Below are 14,718 nucleotides of genomic sequence, written 5' to 3'. Positions count from 1 at the left end.
ATTATGAATAAATGTGTTATTGTGCGTGGTGGAGGAGACATAGCGACAGGGACAATATATAAACTTGTAAAAAGTGGATTTCAAGTATTGGTGCTAGAAGTTGAAAAACCAAGCGCAATACGAAGAAATGTTGCCTTTTGTCAGGCTGTGTATGAAGGAAAATTTACGGTTGAAGATATGACGTGTGTTTTAGTTTCAACGATAGAAGAAGCTAAAGCAGTGATGGCTAAAAATCAAGTCGCAATGATGGTAGATCCAAATGGTGAAATGATTTCTAAAATAGAACATATTGCCTTGGTGGATGCGATTCTTGCCAAGAAGAATTTAGGTACGACAATAGATATGGCACCTATCACAATTGGTTTAGGCCCTGGTTTTTGTGCAGGCAAAGATGTGCATGTGGTTGTGGAAACGATGCGTGGACATAATCTAGGAAGACTGATCTACCAGGGACATGCTTTGCCAAATACGGGTGTTCCTGGAAATATTAAGGGATATTCTAAAGAAAGAGTGATTCATTCTCCTTGTGCAGGTGTTTGTCACAATGTCAAAAAGATTACAGATATCGTTGAAAAAGGAGAAATTATTGCGTATATCGATAAAACACCAGTGTATGCGAGCATGTCAGGCTTACTTAGAGGATTGATTCAGGATGGATACAATGTAACATCTGGATTTAAAATGGCAGATATTGATCCTAGAGTGGATGAATATCAGAATTGTTTTACAATTTCTGACAAGGCACGTTGTATTGGTGGAGGTGTTTTGGAGGCGATACTGCATGGTTTATCTTGATCAGGCTGCGACTAGCTTTCCAAAACTAGATGTAGTCAAACAAGCGGTAATGGATGCATTAGGTGTGGCAGGCAATGCGAATCGTAGTTCAAATATGGATTCTTCACGTTTGATTTTTGCGGCAAGAAGAAATATTGCACAGTTTTTTGGACTCTCTGATTTTCACCGTGTTATTTTAAATGGTGGAAATACCGAGAGTTTAAATACTTGCATTAAAGGAATCTTAAAAGAAAATGATCATGTGATCACTACGTATGCGGAGCACAATAGTGTGCTTCGTCCTTTATACGAGTTAGAAGAAAAGGGAATAATCACATTAACGATATGTGCTCCTTATTTAGAGGATATTAAATGCCATATTCAAAAAAATACTCGAATGGTTATCGTGACACACAGTTCAAATGTGACAGGTGAAATTTTTGATGTGAATTCCATTGGAAAGTATTGTAAAGAATGTGGCATTCTTTTTATGGTGGATGCGGCTCAAAGTGCAGGTCATATACCAGTATCTATGGAAAATATTGATGTTTTATGTTTTAGTGGCCATAAAGGTCTATTAGGGATTGGTGGTATTGGTGGTTTTTGCGTAAAGGACATTGAAGTAAAGCCATTGATTTCTGGTGGAACGGGCATAGATTCTTTTAATCCACAAATGCCAGAGGCGTATCCAGAACATTTAGAGGCGGGAACACAGAATCTTGCAGGAATTGCAGCTTTAAATGCAGGGGTTCAATATGTTTTATCACATCAAAAAGCGATTGTGGAAAAGGAACACTTTTTACTTCAAAAATTATATGAAGGTTTAACAGGGGATGTAGAGTTTTATTCATCTTTAGAAAATTCTACGCCTATTGTGGCTTTGAATATTCCAGGTAAAGATAGTGCTTATGTGAGCGACTTATTGAATTATAAGTATGGTATTGTGACACGTTGTGGAGCGCATTGTGCTCCATTAATGCATAAACATTTAAAAACAGAAGAACAGGGAATTGTACGCTTATCTGTATCTTTTCAAAATACAATAGAAGATGTGGATTTTGTGGTGCGTGCAATTCAGGAGATTTCAAATGATCATTAGTGTAATTGGTTCAGGTGGAAAAACAACGTATATCCGTGAGTTAAAAGATAAATATGTTTCTATGAATAAAACCGTTTTAATGTGTACAACGACGCATATGTTGATTGAAGAAGATACATTGGTAGATCCTGGTTATGATGAAATAATGCATAGAATTGAAACATATGGATATTGTCATGCGGGAAATCGGTGTGGTGACTTGAAAATTGAGGCGTTAGATGAAGAGTTGTTTAATCAATTAAAACAAGTGGTGGATGTGATACTGATTGAGGCAGATGGTTCTAAGCATTTACCTTTAAAATATCCAAACGTGAATGAACCAGTTCTTGATTCAGATACGGATGAGGTTGTGTTGATTTCAAATCTAAATGGATTAAATCAACCAGTAAAAGATGTGGTACATCGTTATGAACCTGCAAATTTAGATCCGAATGAACTTGTAACACCTAGAATTATGCAAAATTTAATATGTGCTTATTTAAAGAAACTAAATAAACCTGTAAAGATTCATGTGAACGGGGCCATGGATTTGTATACGCGTTGTGTAAGAGTTTTATTAGAAGAAAATGTCGATGTGAATATAATCCAAAAGGAATGGTTTAATATGCAGCCTAAGCTTGTGATTTTAGGCTGTGGACATGTCAGTCAATATTTAGCTAAAATGGCTAGTATATTAGAGTTGTATACGATTGTGGTTGACAATCGTAAAGAATTTGCGAATCGGGAATGTTTTCCAACCGCAAATGAAATTCATTGTATCGATTATGATCAAATGGATTCTGTATTGCCAGATGAAGAGAATGCTTGTTATGTGATAGTGACAAGAGGACATAAAGATGATCGTCTTTGTCTAGAAAAGACGATTCGTAAACCTCATTTATATTTGGGTATGATTGGAAGCAAGGGAAAAGTAAAAAAGACTTTTGATACTTTGATTGAAGAAGGATATTCTAAGGAAGAAGTATCGAATGTGCATGCTCCAATTGGCTTAGATATTAAGGCACAGACGCCTGCTGAGATATCAATCAGTATTTTAGCGGAGCTTATTGAAATAAAAAACGCAAAGTTTAGTTCGAGTGTTTCGAAAGAATTATTAGAATCCAATGTTCATGGAACTTTATGTATCATTATTGATAAAAAGGGGTCAGCACCAAGGGGGGTCGGCAGTATGATGTTAGTGTATAAAGATGGAGTCATTGATACGATTGGCGGAGGAAAAGTCGAATATCAGGCTATTTTAGATGCCAAAGAATGTAAAGAAGTTATGATCAAGGAATATGATTTATCCAATGCAGAAAGCGCAACATTAGGCATGATTTGTGGTGGATATAATAAAGTCTTGTTTATACCGGTATAGAGGAGGGATTGGATTTGAAGAGAAGAAGACGAGTAAGAAAGTCAGCGGTTTTTGTGATTTTTGTATTACTTTTGATTATTGCGTTGTTGATTTCGATAATCGCAAAAAAAGTTAGTGATAATCAGGTAAGTGAACCTAAACAAGAAAAGACAACAGAAACAAAAAAAGAGAATAAGAAGAAACAAACAAATTTACCAAAGGTGAAAAAAATAGATCAAAGTGGTGACCCATATGAGAATAAAGTAACAGTTTCGGATTTAGATTCAATCTATATTCTTGTGAATAAGTATTCAGGATTACCAGAAGATTATGAACCAAGTGATTTAGTTCAGGTACCTTCGAGTGGTGAAAATGAGAATGTGCGCATGCGAAAAGAAGCGGCAGAGGCATTTGAAAAGTTGATCGAGGCGGCATCAAACGAGGGATTTATTTTGAATGCTTGTTCAGCTTATCGTTCTTATGCATACCAAACAGATTTATTTAATAATGGAGCTGCAAGCTACGGCGAAGAATATGCGGATCGTTATTGGACAAGACCAGGGTTTAGTGAACATCAGTCTGGTTTAGCAGTTGATATTCGTATGGACAATGATTGTAGTGATTTAGATGCCGTTCGATATAATTCGCACTATAATTGGTTGTTAGAAAATATGCATACATATGGCTTTATTTTGCGTTATCCTGATGATAAGGAAGACAAAACAAAAATTGCACCTGAAAGCTGGCACTTGCGTTATGTGGGTGTAGATTTGGCAACGTATTTGTATGAGAATAACTTAACTTTAGATGAATATTATGGAGCTTAGGCAATCGTTGGATTGCCTTTTTTGATTTATCAAATGATGTGTTGTATACTAAAAATAACATATATAAAGGATTAAACTATGAATATAGATAAAAAGATAATAATGGGTGTAAGAAATAAGGATGCGGATGCGAAGAAAGAGCTTATTTCATTGACTCGAAATCATTTGGTACAAACAATTTATAAGCGTTATATTGGCTTAGAGGAAAAAGAAATCAATGACATCTTACAGGCAACGTATACATACGCATTTATGAATATGGATAAATTGAGTGATGATAAGAATTTTTTGAAGTGGATCACGGTTTTGTTGAATAAACAATTGCGTGAGTATATGCAGGCTAAAGAACATACAGGTGTAACTACGGCTTTACGCGGCTTGCCTAAATATCGACAATTGGATGTGGATGATTGTTTAAATGAGATGCCAGAAAATCAAAAGACAGTGACAATCATGCATTGTCTAGGAAAATTGAAAGAGAAGGATATCGCAAATCGTTTAAAGATGAGTGAAGAGGGAGTGGCTCGTTTGTTGAAGAGTGGTAAACAAAAAGTAAAGGATGTATTAGATAAGAAGTGACAATGATATTTATTATTGTCCTTTTTTTTGATTTCGCATAAAATGTAAGCATATGAAAAGAGAAACAAAAAGAGTATTGATACTATCACTTAAAATAGGCGTAGGAAGTGCCATCGCAATTATATTAGCCTACTTTTTTAAGTTGGATAATCCAACAAGTGCTGGAACGATTGCACTATTGTCTTTGTTGACGACAAAGTGGGGGACGGTGAAGCTTGTTCTTAGAAGAATTTCCACATTCTTTGTGACAATTCTATTCTGTTTTATTTTCTTTGAACTTATTCCAAGCCATTGGATAGCCTTTGGACTTGTGATTGCGTGCTTAGTTGGGTATAGTGAGAAAATGAAATGTCAGAATACTTTAAGTGTAAATGCGATGATTGCCGTGCATTACTTGAGTTATTTGGATTTTAGTCTTCACTTCATGATGAATGAGTTTTATTTGATTTTAATTGGTGCCATTATCGCATTCTTATTGAATTTGGTTCATGATTATAGTGGAGAAGAAGAGTATTTGAATTCTTGTATGATTTATATGGAGGACAAGATTCAGAGCTTGATGTATCAAATTGTTTATTATATTCAAAGTGAGGAAAGAAATACAACAATTTGGAAAGAATTAGAGGATATTAAAGAGCAAGCTGAAAAATATATTCATATTGCGATGGAATATCAGGATAATACGTTTACGAATTTGCCAGATTATTATATTCGTTATTTTGAGATGCGTGCTTTACAGTGCGATATTCTGCATATGCTGCATTATAAAATTCGAAAGATTCGTGAAATGCCAAAAGAGGCGCATGAATTGGCGAATTATATTGAATATTTAATTCCGTTTATTCATGAAAAAAATGATCCTCAGCCTCAAATTAGTTCGCTTCATAAAATGTTGAAAGACAAACAGAGTGAGGCTCTTCCTGAAAGTCGAATTGAATTTGAATCAAAGGCGATGCTTCTACATATTTATATGGATTTAGAAGAGTTTTTATACACAAAGAAGAAGTTTATTGATCAAACGACAGAGGAACAGAAAAAATTGTATTGGAGATGATTTAGATGAAATCAATTGTTATTGTTACTATTGGTTCTGTTATAGTTTCTATTGGAATCTATAAAGGAATTCGTAAAGTATTATATAAAAAGGATGTCACAAATAAGGCAAGTTTTGCCAGATTAATAAAATATGTTTTGGTTTTTATTAATGGAATGATTTTTCTTGGACAATTTGAACAGACCAAACCTATTATGTCCTATCTTGCTGCATCCAGTGGAGTGGTTGCCTTAGTTTTAGGTGTTGCTGCTAAAGATGCCTTTGGAAATCTATGTAGTGGTTTAATGATTTTAACATTTAAACCATTTGTCGAGGGCGATTTAATTAAAGTCAATCAAGGTGAATTGATTGGGTATGTTGAAAGTATTCGTTTTCGTCATACGATCATTCGTACGTATGAAAGTAATCGTATTATTGTGCCAAACTCAACATTGAATTCGGCTACGATTGAAAATGCATTTTTTCAGGATGCGCGAAAGAATAACTATTTAGAAATTGAGGTTTCTTATGGAACGAATATTGATTTGGCGATAGATATTTTAAAGAGTTTAGTTGAAAAGACAATGGGAGAATATGATATTGAAAGTGAAACTCCAATTGAAGTAAAAGTAATCAATTTTTCTACAACCGGCATTGATCTACGTGTTGTTGTTCCAAGTAAGACAAGTCTAGATGGTTTTGATATGCTTGCAAAGATTCGTTATGAACTTGTTAAAGAGTATGAAAAAGCCAATATTCATTTTGGAAATTATTCAGTAGAGGTAAGTCAATCATGATAAAAGTATATACAGAAGTATTGGGATTTAATAATTTAATGTATCGATACATGAGTTTACCTAACTCATTATCTTTAGCGGATTTAGCTTACTATACATTAGCGTCTTATTTGTCTGAAGAATATGCGGACTTTGTGATTGAAGTGAATGGTATCCCTTTTGTATGCCCAAATTGTGAGGATGAACAATTTAATAAGTTACCTTGTGCTTCATCAATCCAGCCTGATTTCAAAGAGGGAGATACATTTAAGATGGTTTATGATTTAGAAGAGCCTTTTGAGATTGAAATTCAAGTTGAAAAAGTGGATGATATAGAAGAAGGTGCGAATGTGATCAATGGTCGTGGCTTTGCGATATGGGATGGTTTTAAAGAGTTTCAGGATTATTATTATCAGTCCATGGAATTGTTTAAAGAATATGTCGAAGCCAATGAGATGAGTCTTTCGGATTTTCCAGTAGATGAAGATTTAGATATCGTTGAATTGAATAAGGTGTTGGAATATAACTTTGAAGAATTAAAAGATGTGTATGAGGGTGAGTAGATGAAAGTATATGAAATGAGTTTTCGTGACATGGATCAGAAAATGGTGGAAATCCATGGCATGAAAATGGTTAAGCTTTTAGAGAAGATGGGGTTAAAGCTAGATAATCTATATGGTGCATTAATGTATGGTTATATCGATCATAATGCGGGTTTTATTTTTGAAATCGTAGCTTTGGAAACAAAGAAACGCAATATTGAATATCGCATTGTACCGATTGGTGTATCGTGCAAGATTCCTCGTTTTGATGTGCAGGAAATGGATATTCAAATCTTGGATAATGTAAATGTGGAATTGTTCCAGGATAAGATTGATATGGTTGAAAAGGCCACAGAAGTTTCTAAGGAATTAGAAGAACTTCGTTTATATAAAGAGTTGGATCCATCAAGACATTTAGAGTATCCAGATGATATCATGGTTTATTTTCTAGATGAAGGAAAAGATGTAGAGGCATGTTGGGTTCGTCTGGAAGGAATACAAGATGGAAAGATGTATGGAACAGTATTAACGGCTTTACATCAGAATTTTGGCGTAAAAGAAAAGGATACAATTTATTTTGGTATGACAGAAATGGAAGATCACAAATTGGCGTGTGTATGGGTGAAAGAAGATGAATAAAGAGGATTCATTATATTCGATTTATGTACAAATATTAAAAGAAGAATTAGTGATGGCTATGGGTTGTACAGAGCCTATTGCGATTAGTTATGCGTGTGCTAAGGCAACGCAAGTGCTAGATCATTTACCAGATCGTATTGTTGTTAAGGCAAGTGGCAGTATTATAAAAAATGTTAAGAGTGTGATTGTACCTCATACAAATGGCTTAAAAGGGATTGAAGTTGCAGCTGCTGCAGGAGCTCTATATGGGGATGCCGACGCAAAACTAGAAGTGCTTTCTAGTGCAACACGTGAACAAATTGAAGAATTGCCTGAATATGTTCAAAATACAAATATTACCGTGCAGCACATTGAACAAGGGCATGTATTCGATTTAGAAATCCATGTGTATTATGAACAAGAACACGCCAGTGTTCGTATTGTAGATACGCATACGAATATTGTACAAATTGAAAAAAACTGGCAAGTTATTTTTGAAGATAAGACGACGAGTTTAGAACTTAAAGCCGATCACAGTGCTTTGATTATGAAACAGATTTGGGATTTTTCACAAACTGTGGATATTGAGGATGTAAAAGAAATACTAGATCGTCAAATCGCTTGTAACATGGCCATCGCAAATGAGGGGATTCATAATTCGTATGGTGCAAACATTGGTCATGTGATCTTGAATATGGATTCAGATTGTGTAAAGACAAGGGCCAAAGCTTATGCGGCGGCTGGATCCGACGCAAGAATGAATGGGTGTGAACTTCCAGTTGTGATCAATTCAGGAAGTGGAAATCAGGGGATTACTTGTTGTGTGCCTGTTGTTGTGTATGCCAAAGAATTAGATTGTACGCAAAAACAATTGTATCGTGCTTTGGTTTTATCCAACTTAACAGCTATTTACATTAAAACAGGTATTGGTACTTTATCGGCATTTTGTGGTGCTGTTAGTTCTGGAGCTGCTGCGGGTGCTGGTATTGCCTATTTACATAATGGAACCTATAAAGAAATTCAGCATACGATTGTCAACGCATTAGCCATCCTTTCGGGTACGATTTGTGATGGGGCTAAGGCTAGTTGTGCAGCTAAGATTGCTTCTAGTGTAGATGCTGGTATTATGGGGTACTATATGTATAAAAATAAGCAACAATTCTATGCAGGCGATGGAATCGTTGCTCATAGTGTGGATGAAACAATTCAAAATATTGGAACACTTGGTTCTCAAGGAATGCTTCAAACGAATGATAAAATTATTGAGATGATGATTTCTTGCGATTAAAAGTAGATAAGCGAATGATTAACTGTGGTTCATATTCCATATGGACGATACGTTTTCGTTCGCTTTTTGTTTGTTCTAAAAGAATATCAACGGCTTCTTTTCCTTTTTCACAAGCACCGTGGTCTACCGTGGTCAATTGTATTTGAGGAAAATCGGCTTCAGGAATATTGTCAAATCCGGCTACACTTGTTTTAATGTTGTGATCTTTTAAACAGGCTACGATGCCTAAGGCTGTCATGTCATTATTTCCAATATAGGCATCGTATTTATCACTTAAGATTTGTTTCGTTAAACGATACCCATTTTCGTATTCTCTTTTTTCGATGGGGTATAATTCAAATTGTTTAGACGAGTTAAAAAATACTTGTGTATTTGACAAGACACTTTTAACTCCTTCATATCTTTCGTTTCGCCCAATTTCCGTTGTATCTAATGGACTTGATATATACGCAATCTTTTTGTGTCCTAACTGTTTTAAATGGGTACCTAATAATTTACCACATTTAAAACTGTTGAGTTCGATGGAATCACAATCAAGTTTTTTTGGTTTATCCCCGATAATAATGCACGGTATTTGTTTGGAAAGTGTATTCCATTCATCAACAAATTTTGGGGGATATAGAAGAATGATTCCACATGGTTTTAATAGTTTTAAGTTGGAAAGGGCGTGCTTTTCAAGATCATCTTTTCGCAATGTAGAAATAGTAAAGATTTGTGTTTTTGTCTTACTCGCCTGTTCAATGATACTTGAAACAACCATAGAATAATACGAATTGGATAAGTTGGAACAAATCACGACAATCGTATTTTTTGCGTTTGAATACCTTTTTTTAACTTCTGGCTTTTTATATCCCATTTGTTTGGCTGTCTTTTTGACGAGATTTACTGTTTCTTCTTTGAAAGATACATTCTTATTCTCACTTAGAATCATAGATACAGTGGATTGCGATACATTTGTGGCTTGGGCAATATCGCGTGTAGTTACTTTATTTCTTTTTCCCATAATAAACCTCTTTTGATTTATTTTGATTAATAAATCGATTACTAATCAAATCATTAATCGATATCTATTTTTATCTTACACCATTTTATTTGATTGTCTAGCTATTAATCAATATTTTGATTAATAAAATGGACTTTTTTACACATTTGAAATGAAATATAAATAAGCGTATCGTAACTTTGAAAGAGGTGCGAACTATGTACGATTGTATAATAATTGGAGCGGGTATCAGTGGATGCTCTTTAGCTTTTGAATTGAGTAAATATAGTGGAAAAGTATTGTGGTTAGAAAAAAATAATGATGTGGCCGATGAAACAACTAAGGCCAATAGTGCAATTATTCATGCGGGCTATGATCCAGAGCCAAATACTTTGATGGCAAAATATAATATTTGGGGTAATAAAATTATTCCTTCTTTATGTAAAGATTTAGATGTTCCATGTAAGAATATTGGTTCTTTGGTTGTTGGATTTAGTGAAGAGGATGATAGGACCATTGAAATGTTATATAAGCGTGGTGTACAAAATGGTGTTGAAAATCAGCGTATTATTAAACAGCCTGAGCTATCTGTTATGGAACCCAATTTAAATTCAGACTGTACAAGCGCTTTATATGCGCCAAGTGCATGTATTATCAATCCTTGGCAGTTTGCGATCGCATTAAGTGAAGTGGCAATTCAAAATGGTGTAGAGCTTCGTTTGAATGAAGAGGTTACGAGTATAAAAAAAGATGGAGATATCTTTATTGTGAATGATACATACAAAGCTCCATTGGTTGTAAATTGTGCGGGTGTTATGTGTGATCATGTAACTGGACTTATTAAGAAACCAGATTATAAGATTACGCCAAACAAAGGAGAATATTATTTATTAGATAAGTCACAAGGAAACATGGTTCATCATGTTATTTTCCAATGCCCTACAAAGATTGGTAAGGGTGTATTGGTAGCTCCTACAGTAGATGGAAACTTAATTGTGGGTCCTACAAGTACAAATACGGATGCGGATGATTATTCGACAACGTCTGCAGGATTAAAAATAATTCGTGAAAATGCGGTTAAATCCGTACCGAATATGAAGCTTCAAGAAAATATTCGTACGTTTGCGGGATTGCGTGCAAGAAGTGATACAAAAGATTTTATTATTGGCGAAGATAAAGATATACATAATTTCTTCTTGATTGCCGGAATGGCAAGTCCAGGCTTAAGTAGTGCGAGTGCAATCGCATTAGACATTGTGAGAATGATGCAGGAAAAAGACTATTTCTTAAATTTAAAAAAGAATTATGTTTCTACAAGAAAAGTAGTTCGTTTTAAAGAAATGTCACATGAACAAAGAAAAGAATATATTGAAAAACATCCTGAGTATGGTCGTATTATTTGTCGTTGTGAAACCATTAGTGAGGGAGAGATCCTTGATGCGATTCGTCGAAGTCCCAAACCAGTTAGTTTAGATGGAATCAAACGTCGATGTAATGCTGGCATGGGAAGATGTCAGTCAGGATTCTGTGGACCTAGAGTCCAGGAAATTCTAGCTAATGAGTTGGGTGTTAGTCAGTTAGATATTGTTTTGGATAAGAACGGTTCTTATATTTTGTGTGGAAGAACAAAGGAGAATGGTGATGAATAATAGGTATGATGTAGTAGTCATCGGTGGTGGCCCTGCTGGTCTTGCCAGTGCAATCGCCGCAAGACAAAATGGTGCCAAGTCCGTTTTGATTATTGAGCGTGATAAGGAACTTGGTGGGATTTTAAATCAGTGTATTCATAACGGTTTTGGCTTACACCACTTTAAAGAGGAATTAACAGGTCCTGAATATGCAGGAAAGTATATTGATGAAGTTGATAAAACAGATATTGATATCTTATTGGATACAATGGTAATTGAGATTACGCCAGATAAAATGGTGTATTGTTCAAGTAGTATTCATGGATATTTAATGATACAGGCTAAATCTATTATTTTAAATATGGGTTGTCGTGAAAGAACACGTGGTGCAATTGCGATTCCAGGAACTAGAGCTTCTGGTGTGTTTACGGCAGGTGCAGCTCAGCGATATGTAAATATTGAAGGGTATATGCCAGGTAAAAGAGTTGTGATTTTGGGTAGTGGTGACATTGGTTTAATTATGGCGCGAAGAATGACTTTGGAGGGCGCAAAAGTTTTAGCTGTTGTTGAGGTTATGCCGTACTCAAATGGTTTGAATCGTAATATTGTTCAGTGTCTACATGATTATGATATTCCATTGTATTTAAGTCATACAATTACGGATATTGTGGGTAAGTCTAGAGTGGAAAAGGTTGTTGTTTCTAAGGTGGATGAAAATAGAAATCCAATCGAAGGAACAGAAATGGAATTTGATTGTGACTGCGTATTGTTGTCTGTTGGATTGATTCCAGAAAATGAGTTGTCAAATGATTTAGGGATTGAAATGGATTCTAGAACACATGGCCCTATTGTTTATGAAAATATGGAGACTTCTATGGAAGGGGTATTCGCATCAGGTAATGTTGTGCATGTGCATGATTTAGTGGATTTTGTAAGTTTGGAAAGTGAAACGGCTGGAATGGGTGCTGGTCGATATGTTTCAAATGGCGAAGTATCTAAGGATCGTTTCGTAAGGACGATAAATGGAGATAATATTTCGTATGTAGTTCCTCAATATATTCGTAAGGATAATGTAGAAAAGAGTGTTGAGCTTTCTTTCCGTGTAAGAAGACCAACGCAACAGGTAAATATTGTCGTGAAGGATGGGGATACAATCATTGCGAAATTTAAAAAGGAACATGTGATTCCAAGTGAAATGGAGAAGATATCAATTCCTAAAATATTGCTTGAAAAGGCAGATAAAGAATTGGTTGTATCTATTGAGGAGGATGCGTAATGAGAGAGTTAATTTGTATAACATGTCCTAAGGGTTGCCATTTAAAGGTTGATGAAGAAAATGATTATAAAGTAACTGGAAATGGTTGTCCTAGAGGTGCAATCTATGGAAAGAAAGAGTGTACGCATCCAACTCGTGTTGTGACAAGTACTGTGAAAATTGTGGGTGCTGAGATTGAAAGATTGAGCGTGAAAACCAACGGGGATATTCCAAAGGAAAAGATTTTTGATGTTATGAAGGAATTGAACCGTGTGGTTGTGAAGGCACCTGTGCATCGTGAAGATGTAATTGTTTCTGATATTTGTGGTACGGGTGTTGATTTAGTTGCGACGAAAGACTTATAATATTGTTGTTAAAAAAGGGGAGATTTTAGGCTAAGAGTAGGTTTGTCCTAGACCCTATAACCTGATTTGGATAATACCAACGTAGGGAATATATCTTTTTGATAGTGAGCTGCAGATTGGTTTTCTGCAGCTTTTTTTTCTTGGTGGAGAGAATATGAATTATTCAATTTTTGATGTGGATGGAACAATACTGGATTCAATGGAAGTATGGAATACTTTGGCAAGTCAATATGTTCAAAGTTTGGGAATGGTTCCCGAAAAAAATCTTGATGAAATTGTTTCAGATATGAGTTTAGAACAGAGCGCAACATACTTGAAGAATCATTATAAAATCAGTAAACAAGAAGAACGAATCATTTCTGAGGTATTGAATTTTATATCAGATTTTTATGAGTATGAAGTGAACCTTATGCCTGGGTTTAAAGAGTTTATTTCACATTATGATTCGATTAATGTGATTGGTACAAGTTGTGATGAAGAGCTTGTAAAAATTGCGTTGAATAGACTGGGTGTGTTGAATTATTTTGAAGATATTATAACTTGTTCAAAGGTGAATAAGTCAAAAGATGATCCGGATTTTTATTTGGCATGTGCACAAGTTTTAAACCAAAGACCAGAAGATATAATTGTGTTTGAGGATGCAGATTATTGTATAGATGTGGCGAAAAAAGTCGGATTTAAAGTGATTAAAATAAAAGATTGGAGAGATTTAAATGAAAAGTGCATTAACGATTGCGGGAAGTGATTCGAGTGGGGGAGCAGGCATTCAGGCAGACATTAAAACCATGTGTGCTAACCATGTGTTCGCAACAAGTGCAATCACGGCATTAACAGCGCAAAACACATTGGGAGTAACGGGTATTATGGATGTAACACCTGAATTTTTGGGTGAACAGCTAGATGCGGTATTTACAGATATTTATCCGGATGCGGTAAAGATTGGGATGGTATCAAGTTCTAGTTTGATTGAGATGATCGCAAAGAAACTAAAGGAATATAAGGCAGAAAATATTGTCGTTGATCCTGTGATGGTTGCGACAAGTGGTGCTAGATTGATTAGTGAGGATGCGATTGAAACATTGAAAAAAGAATTGTTGCCTTTAGCTACTTTGATTACTCCAAATATTCCGGAAGCAGAAGTGCTTTCTGAAATGGAAATTACGGATGAGGCTAGTATGGTTGAAGCGGCAAAAAAAATCAGTGAAAATTTTGGGTGCGCTACTTTAGTTAAGGGTGGTCATCAAATCAATGATGCGAATGATTTATTGTATAGAAACAATTCATATGCTTGGTTTAAAGGGAAACGTATCAATAATTCAAATACACATGGTACGGGCTGTACTTTGTCGAGCGCAATTGCATCAAATCTTGCGAAGGGATATGATTTAGATACTTCGGTAAAACGAGCAAAAGACTATATTTCTGGGGCATTAGGAGCAATGCTTGATTTGGGCAAAGGCTCAGGTCCGATGGATCATTCGTTTGCGATAGACAATGAATATACAACAGAATATGAAGGATAATAAGAAAACCATTCTAGTGTTGGCGTCTAGAATGGTTTCTTTTTGTTTATTATTATTTTTTTTAGGAGAGAGATATGAATATTGGTTTATTTC

The 14,718-nt window shown here is 35.2% G+C and carries 16 protein-coding genes and 1 riboswitch; of the genes, 15 read left to right on the top strand and 1 reads right to left on the bottom strand.

The genetic code is table 11. The features are described from left to right. Positions 1-3 precede the first annotated feature (3 nt). The 10 genes from yqeB to LJE08_RS04310 all read left to right on the top strand — a co-directional run bounded on the left by yqeB (position 4) and on the right by LJE08_RS04310 (position 8,872). Entirely contained in the window at positions 4-795 is a 792-nt protein-coding gene (yqeB, locus tag LJE08_RS04355) for a selenium-dependent molybdenum cofactor biosynthesis protein YqeB (protein WP_186998714.1), read from the top strand. Further along, entirely contained in the window at positions 782-1,873 is a 1,092-nt protein-coding gene (locus tag LJE08_RS04350) for an aminotransferase class V-fold PLP-dependent enzyme (RefSeq protein WP_186998715.1), read from the top strand. Before yqeB ends, LJE08_RS04350 begins: the two co-directional genes overlap by 14 nt. Continuing rightward, positions 1,863-3,230, top strand: coding sequence for a selenium cofactor biosynthesis protein YqeC (gene yqeC, locus LJE08_RS04345; protein ID WP_227402496.1), 1,368 nt, complete (start codon positions 1,863-1,865; stop codon positions 3,228-3,230). The genes LJE08_RS04350 and yqeC overlap by 11 nt, the downstream gene beginning before the upstream one ends. 14 nt (positions 3,231-3,244) lie before the next feature. Beyond that, positions 3,245-4,036, top strand: a complete 792-nt coding sequence (locus LJE08_RS04340) for a D-alanyl-D-alanine carboxypeptidase family protein (protein ID WP_117926163.1) — start codon at positions 3,245-3,247, stop codon at positions 4,034-4,036. 78 nt (positions 4,037-4,114) lie between these two features. Next, a complete protein-coding gene (locus LJE08_RS04335) occupies positions 4,115-4,615 on the top strand; it encodes an RNA polymerase sigma factor (RefSeq protein WP_186998717.1) in 501 nt (166 codons plus the stop codon). A 52-nt stretch (positions 4,616-4,667) separates the two neighbouring features. Further along, a complete protein-coding gene (locus LJE08_RS04330) occupies positions 4,668-5,669 on the top strand; it encodes an aromatic acid exporter family protein (RefSeq protein WP_227402495.1) in 1,002 nt (333 codons plus the stop codon). 5 nt (positions 5,670-5,674) lie between these two features. Continuing rightward, positions 5,675-6,445 carry a mechanosensitive ion channel family protein gene (locus tag LJE08_RS04325; protein WP_186998719.1) on the top strand — a complete coding sequence of 257 codons (771 nt, stop codon included), beginning with the start codon at positions 5,675-5,677 and terminating at the stop codon, positions 6,443-6,445. Further along, complete coding sequence (locus LJE08_RS04320; protein ID WP_186998720.1) at positions 6,442-6,987, top strand: hypothetical protein; 546 nt, start codon at positions 6,442-6,444, stop codon at positions 6,985-6,987. Before LJE08_RS04325 ends, LJE08_RS04320 begins: the two co-directional genes overlap by 4 nt. After that, complete coding sequence (locus LJE08_RS04315) at positions 6,988-7,605, top strand: hypothetical protein (protein ID WP_117571771.1); 618 nt, start codon at positions 6,988-6,990, stop codon at positions 7,603-7,605. Beyond that, the gene (locus LJE08_RS04310) at positions 7,598-8,872 is read left to right on the top strand and encodes a serine dehydratase subunit alpha family protein (protein WP_227402494.1); all 1,275 of its coding nucleotides are present in this window, start codon (positions 7,598-7,600) and stop codon (positions 8,870-8,872) included. The genes LJE08_RS04315 and LJE08_RS04310 overlap by 8 nt, the downstream gene beginning before the upstream one ends. Here LJE08_RS04310 and LJE08_RS04305 read toward each other — a convergent pair. Beyond that, entirely contained in the window at positions 8,844-9,875 is a 1,032-nt protein-coding gene (locus tag LJE08_RS04305) for a LacI family DNA-binding transcriptional regulator (protein ID WP_186998723.1), read from the bottom strand. The genes LJE08_RS04310 and LJE08_RS04305 overlap by 29 nt on opposite strands. Before the next feature lie 197 nt (positions 9,876-10,072). On the opposite strand from LJE08_RS04305, the gene LJE08_RS04300 reads away from it, so the two are divergent. From LJE08_RS04300 to thiD, 5 genes are all read left to right on the top strand, one after another. Continuing rightward, on the top strand, positions 10,073-11,503 hold the full coding sequence (locus tag LJE08_RS04300; protein WP_117926770.1) for an NAD(P)/FAD-dependent oxidoreductase: 1,431 nt from the start codon (positions 10,073-10,075) through the stop codon (positions 11,501-11,503). After that, entirely contained in the window at positions 11,496-12,758 is a 1,263-nt protein-coding gene (locus LJE08_RS04295; protein WP_186998724.1) for an NAD(P)/FAD-dependent oxidoreductase, read from the top strand. The genes LJE08_RS04300 and LJE08_RS04295 overlap by 8 nt, the downstream gene beginning before the upstream one ends. Next, positions 12,758-13,102 (top strand): DUF1667 domain-containing protein, encoded by a 345-nt coding sequence (locus LJE08_RS04290; RefSeq protein ID WP_117926768.1) that lies wholly within the window; start codon positions 12,758-12,760, stop codon positions 13,100-13,102. Before LJE08_RS04295 ends, LJE08_RS04290 begins: the two co-directional genes overlap by 1 nt. 5 nt (positions 13,103-13,107) lie before the next feature. After that, positions 13,108-13,207: riboswitch (TPP riboswitch) on the top strand. A 49-nt stretch (positions 13,208-13,256) separates the two neighbouring features. After that, the gene (locus LJE08_RS04285) at positions 13,257-13,847 is read left to right on the top strand and encodes an HAD family phosphatase (RefSeq protein ID WP_117926767.1); all 591 of its coding nucleotides are present in this window, start codon (positions 13,257-13,259) and stop codon (positions 13,845-13,847) included. Further along, positions 13,816-14,625, top strand: coding sequence for a bifunctional hydroxymethylpyrimidine kinase/phosphomethylpyrimidine kinase (gene thiD, locus LJE08_RS04280; RefSeq protein WP_186998725.1), 810 nt, complete (start codon positions 13,816-13,818; stop codon positions 14,623-14,625). Before LJE08_RS04285 ends, thiD begins: the two co-directional genes overlap by 32 nt. Positions 14,626-14,718: the final 93 nt, after the last annotated feature.

The organism is Holdemanella sp. DFI.5.55, assembly GCF_020593575.1.
Taxonomy (GTDB): Bacteria; Bacillota_I; Bacilli_A; order Erysipelotrichales; family Erysipelotrichaceae; genus Holdemanella; species Holdemanella hominis.
Note: the sequence above shows the minus strand (reverse complement) of the source record. Positions and strands in the feature narration are given on the sequence as shown.

What these genes read in the sequence shown, in the direction of transcription:
- yqeB (WP_186998714.1), top strand. Translation starts at nt 4, where the DNA reads ATGAATAAATGTGTTATTGTGCGTGGTGGAGGAGACATAGCGACAGGG.
- LJE08_RS04350 (WP_186998715.1), top strand. Translation starts at nt 782, where the DNA reads ATGGTTTATCTTGATCAGGCTGCGACTAGCTTTCCAAAACTAGATGTA.
- yqeC (WP_227402496.1), top strand. Translation starts at nt 1,863, where the DNA reads ATGATCATTAGTGTAATTGGTTCAGGTGGAAAAACAACGTATATCCGT.
- LJE08_RS04335 (WP_186998717.1), top strand. Translation starts at nt 4,115, where the DNA reads ATGAATATAGATAAAAAGATAATAATGGGTGTAAGAAATAAGGATGCG.
- LJE08_RS04330 (WP_227402495.1), top strand. Translation starts at nt 4,668, where the DNA reads ATGAAAAGAGAAACAAAAAGAGTATTGATACTATCACTTAAAATAGGC.
- LJE08_RS04325 (WP_186998719.1), top strand. Translation starts at nt 5,675, where the DNA reads ATGAAATCAATTGTTATTGTTACTATTGGTTCTGTTATAGTTTCTATT.
- LJE08_RS04320 (WP_186998720.1), top strand. Translation starts at nt 6,442, where the DNA reads ATGATAAAAGTATATACAGAAGTATTGGGATTTAATAATTTAATGTAT.
- LJE08_RS04315 (WP_117571771.1), top strand. Translation starts at nt 6,988, where the DNA reads ATGAAAGTATATGAAATGAGTTTTCGTGACATGGATCAGAAAATGGTG.
- LJE08_RS04310 (WP_227402494.1), top strand. Translation starts at nt 7,598, where the DNA reads ATGAATAAAGAGGATTCATTATATTCGATTTATGTACAAATATTAAAA.
- LJE08_RS04305 (WP_186998723.1), bottom strand. Translation starts at nt 9,875, where the DNA reads ATGGGAAAAAGAAATAAAGTAACTACACGCGATATTGCCCAAGCCACA.
- LJE08_RS04300 (WP_117926770.1), top strand. Translation starts at nt 10,073, where the DNA reads ATGTACGATTGTATAATAATTGGAGCGGGTATCAGTGGATGCTCTTTA.
- LJE08_RS04295 (WP_186998724.1), top strand. Translation starts at nt 11,496, where the DNA reads ATGAATAATAGGTATGATGTAGTAGTCATCGGTGGTGGCCCTGCTGGT.
- LJE08_RS04290 (WP_117926768.1), top strand. Translation starts at nt 12,758, where the DNA reads ATGAGAGAGTTAATTTGTATAACATGTCCTAAGGGTTGCCATTTAAAG.
- LJE08_RS04285 (WP_117926767.1), top strand. Translation starts at nt 13,257, where the DNA reads ATGAATTATTCAATTTTTGATGTGGATGGAACAATACTGGATTCAATG.
- thiD (WP_186998725.1), top strand. Translation starts at nt 13,816, where the DNA reads ATGAAAAGTGCATTAACGATTGCGGGAAGTGATTCGAGTGGGGGAGCA.